At 65.1% G+C, this 3808-nt stretch carries 4 protein-coding genes; 2 read left to right on the top strand and 2 right to left on the bottom strand.

Going from position 1 to position 3808, the window contains the following annotated elements; genetic code table 11:
• The first annotated feature begins 253 nt into the window (after positions 1 to 253).
• Together BN1119_RS17090 and ptsG are read left to right on the top strand one after the other, a co-directional pair.
• The gene (locus BN1119_RS17090) at positions 254 to 1501 is read left to right on the top strand and encodes an ABC transporter substrate-binding protein (protein ID WP_052448084.1); all 1248 of its coding nucleotides are present in this window, start codon (positions 254 to 256) and stop codon (positions 1499 to 1501) included.
• 108 nt (positions 1502 to 1609) lie between these two features.
• Complete coding sequence (gene ptsG / locus BN1119_RS17085; RefSeq protein ID WP_042000936.1) at positions 1610 to 3064, top strand: glucose-specific PTS transporter subunit IIBC; 1455 nt, start codon at positions 1610 to 1612, stop codon at positions 3062 to 3064.
• A 133-nt stretch (positions 3065 to 3197) separates the two neighbouring features.
• On the opposite strand, the gene BN1119_RS17080 is transcribed toward ptsG, so the two are convergent.
• Both BN1119_RS17080 and BN1119_RS17075 read right to left on the bottom strand, forming a co-directional pair.
• On the bottom strand, positions 3198 to 3536 hold the full coding sequence (locus BN1119_RS17080) for a DUF1294 domain-containing protein (protein WP_042000933.1): 339 nt from the start codon (positions 3534 to 3536) through the stop codon (positions 3198 to 3200).
• The coding region (locus BN1119_RS17075; RefSeq protein ID WP_042000930.1) for a DapH/DapD/GlmU-related protein at positions 3533 to 3808 on the bottom strand (276 nt) is incomplete at its 5' end. The genes BN1119_RS17075 and BN1119_RS17080, both read right to left, overlap by 4 nt.

The following is a 3808-nucleotide window of genomic DNA, read 5'->3' as shown; positions in this document are numbered from 1 at the left end:
AGCTCAACCTTGACTGATTCCCTGCGCGCCCTGCCCGGCAGCTCTCCATCGCCTCGCCCGTATCCACAGCGGCGACATTCATCTTCACAATCATCAACCCCAGGGGCTGACCCTGGTGCTGGAGCTCAACCTTGACTGATTTCCTGCGCGTCCTGGCCGGTAGCTCTCCATCGCCTCGCCCGCATCCACGGCGGCGACATTCATCTTCACAATCATCAACCCCAGGGGCTGACCCTGGTGCTGGAGCTCAACCTTGACTGATTTCCTGCGCGCCCTGGCCTGGTTGCTGGCCCTGCCGCTCCATGACGCCCTGGCCGGCGAGGTGGAGATGTTGCACTGGTGGACTTCCCCTGGGGAGCAGGCCGCCTTCGCCGTGGTGACGGCGCAGTTACAAGGGGCCGGAGTGGAACTCAAAAATGCCGCCATCCTCGGCGGCGGGGGCAACAGCGCCATGGAGGTGCTGCAGGCCCGGGCCATCGCGGGCAATCCCCCGGCTCTGGCCCAGCTGGAGGGGCAGGCCATCGCCTCCTGGGCCCTGCTTGGCTTCATCCAGCCCCAGGACGAGGTGGCGGGGGAGCAGGAGTGGGACAGGCAGCTGCTGGGGGTGGCCCCCAGGGTCAACAAGATAGGGGGTCACTACATGGGGATCCCGGTCAACGTGCATCGCCTCAACTGGATGTGGGTCAACCGCGCCCTGCTGGCCCGCCTCGACATGGCCCCCCCCACCGACTGGCCCGGCTTTCTCGATGCGGTGCGCGCCCTCAAGGCCAAGGGCATCAAGCCCTTGGCGCTCGGCAACGACCCCTGGCAGGTTGCCCTGCTGTTCGAGAGCCTGGCGCTGGGGATGGGAGGCAAGGAGTATTACCAGAAGGCCTTCGTCGAGCTGGACCCGGTGGCGCTCGGCAGCGACACCAGTCGCCAGATCCTGGACCGCTTTCGCGAGCTGAGCGATCTGGTGCTGCCCACCCTGAGCGGCCAGAGCTGGGATCAGGCCAGCGCCGATCTCGCCGAGGGCAGGGCGGCCTTCCAGTTGATGGGGGACTGGGTGCTGGGGGATCTGCTGGCCCGTGGCGTGGCCGTGCCCGAGCAGGTGCAGTGCCTGCCAGCCCCTGGCACCCAGGGGCTCTATGTCTACAACATGGACAGCTTCGTGATGTTCAACGCCAACCTGCCCAAAGATCATCTGACCATTGCCCGGGCCCTGGCGAGCCCGGATTTTCAGCTCGCCTTCAACCGGGCCAAGGGCTCTATCCCGGTGCGCCGGGATCTCTCCCTGGCCGACTTCAATCCCTGCGCCCGGCTGTCGCGCCTCGACTATGACAGGGCGGAAGCCGCGGGCAACCTGATGCCGAGCGTGGCGGACTCCATGGCCCTGCATCCCCTCTACCAGAAGGCGGTGGAGAGCGAGCTCTATCGCTTCTTCAATCAGCCCGAACTCGACCGGGAGGGGGTGATCCGTCGCCTCGGCGCAGTGGCGCGCAGCGCCTCCAGCAAGGGATGAGACATCCCTTTTGTAAGTGTTTGATTACAATCCCATAGCCTATTGATACTCAGGGCTGGCGCCGACCCTATACCCTGATCTGGACAACCATCAAAGAGGAATTGAGACATGTCCGGATCATTTTTTTCCCAGGCGCAGCGGGTCGGGCGCAGCCTGATGCTTCCGGTGGCGACCCTGCCTGCCGCCGGCCTGATGCTGGGGATAGGCAACTTCGGTGCCCAGGGGCACCTCTTCCTGCCCCCCTCCTTCTGGAGCGTGCTCATGGTGTCGGGGGACTGGATCTTCGGCAACATGCCGCTGCTGTTTCTGATCGGCATCGCCATCGGCCTTGCCCGCAACAACGACGGCACCGCCGCCCTGGCCGCCGTGGTGGGCTTCATCACCATGAATGCGGCCCTCGGCAAGACGGTGGTGCTGCGGGGCCTTGAGACCAACACAGAGGTGCTGAGCATTCCTACCCTCAACATGGGGATCCTTGGCAGCATCCTGATGGGATCCCTGGCGGCCTACTTCTTCAATCGCTTCCACACCCTCAAGTTGCCCGAATACCTGGGCTTCTTCGCCGGCAAGCGTTTCGTGCCCATCATCACCGGCTTTAGCGGCATCTTCCTCGGGGTGATGCTCGGCTTCATCTGGCCCGTGGTGGGCAGCGCCATCTTCGAGTTCACCGCCTACCTGGGCACCTTGAACAAGTCCGTGACCTTCGGCATCTATGGCCTGGTGGAACGGGCCCTGATCCCGACCGGCCTGCACCATATCTGGAACGCCTTCTTCTTCAACGAGCTGGGCAGCTGGACCAATCCCCAGACCGGGGAGGTGGTGACCGGGGAGCTGGTGCGCTTCTTCAAGGGGGACCCCAGTGCCGGTGGGCTGGCCGGTGGCTACATGTATTCCATGTGGGCCCTGCCTGCCGCGGCTTTGGCCATCTATCGCTGCGCCAGCCCGGAAAAACGCAAGCTGGTGGGGGGCCTGATGCTGTCGGCGGCCTTTACCTCCTGGCTGACCGGGATCACCGAGCCGGTGGAGTTCGCCTTCCTGTTCGTGGCGCCCATGCTCTATGTGATCCACACCCTGCTGACCGGGGTGGCCTTCGCCCTGACCAACTATCTGGGGATAGTGCACAGCACCGACTTCGCCCACGGCGCCTTGCAGTTCTTCCTCTACCTGAACCTGCCCCAGACCCACAATACCTGGTGGTTCCTGATCATAGGGCCGCTCTGGGCGCTGCTCTATTTCAGCCTGTTCAGCTTCCTCATCCGTAAATTCGACCTCAAGACCCCGGGGCGGGAGCGCCAGCCGCTGCAGGCGGTGGACATCAAGGAGAAAGACGAGTTGGCGCTGGATCTGGTCGAGGCCATGGGCGGGGCGGCGAACATAGTGCATCTGGATGCCTGCATCACCCGGCTGCGGGTCAGCCTGCATGACATCAAGCTGGCGGATATCCCGCGCATCAAGGCCCTCGGCGCCATCGACGTGCTGGTGGTGGGCAACAACCTGCAGGCCATCTTCGGCACCCGATCCGACAACATCAAGACAGAGATGTCGGCGGCCCTGGCGGTGTGAAGGCGGTAGCCGCACCGAGCCTGTCTGGGCCGAGATGGCCGGGCGCTCGGCGGGTATTGAGACATAGGCAATGACGAGAGGGCCCCCTTCCATGGTGGGGCCCTCTTTGTACTTGTCGTGCGGGGAAAGGGGCTCAGGCCTGCCAGAGCGGCCGGCCCACCCAGATCCCGAGCAGCAGCAACTGGCCCCAGACGATGGCCCAGAACCGCAGCCGGTAGCTCCCCTTCTGGGTCTTGTGGCGCAGCCAGTGGCGGGCTACCAGGGCGCCGGGCCAGCCGCCGATCAGCTCCAGCAGGTGCAGGCGGGCTTCCGGGATGCGCCAGCCGCCACGGATGGCCTGGCGCTTGTCCCAGGCATAGGCGGCCAGGGTCAGCAGGCTCATCAGTAGGATCAGGGCCAGCGGCCACCAGAGGCCGCTCTGGACGCCAAGCCAGGTGGCCCACCCCAGCGGCAGCAGGGCCAGGGCCATCATGACAGCAGCGCCTGATCCCGGTGCTCATCCGGGCTGAGGGTGCGGATGACCCGGGCCGGATTGCCCACGGCGACCGAGTCCGCCGGTATGTCCCGGGTCACCACGGCGCCGGCCCCGATGATGGATCGCGGCCCTATGGTGACGCCGGGACAGATGATGGCACCGCCGCCAATCCAGCAGTCATCGCCGATGCGTACCGGCTTGTTGTAGGCGGTCCAGTTGCGGCGAGCCAGATAGTCCATATCGTGGGTGGCGGTGTAGATCTGCACGTT

The organism is Aeromonas bivalvium, from assembly GCF_000819765.1.
Lineage (GTDB): Bacteria > Pseudomonadota > Gammaproteobacteria > Enterobacterales > Aeromonadaceae > Aeromonas > Aeromonas bivalvium.
The sequence above is the reverse complement of the archived record's forward strand: the minus strand, read 5'-3'. Positions and strand labels throughout refer to the sequence as shown.

What these genes read in the sequence shown, in the direction of transcription:
- ptsG (WP_042000936.1), top strand. Translation starts at nt 1,610, where the DNA reads ATGTCCGGATCATTTTTTTCCCAGGCGCAGCGGGTCGGGCGCAGCCTG.
- BN1119_RS17080 (WP_042000933.1), bottom strand. Translation starts at nt 3,536, where the DNA reads ATGATGGCCCTGGCCCTGCTGCCGCTGGGGTGGGCCACCTGGCTTGGC.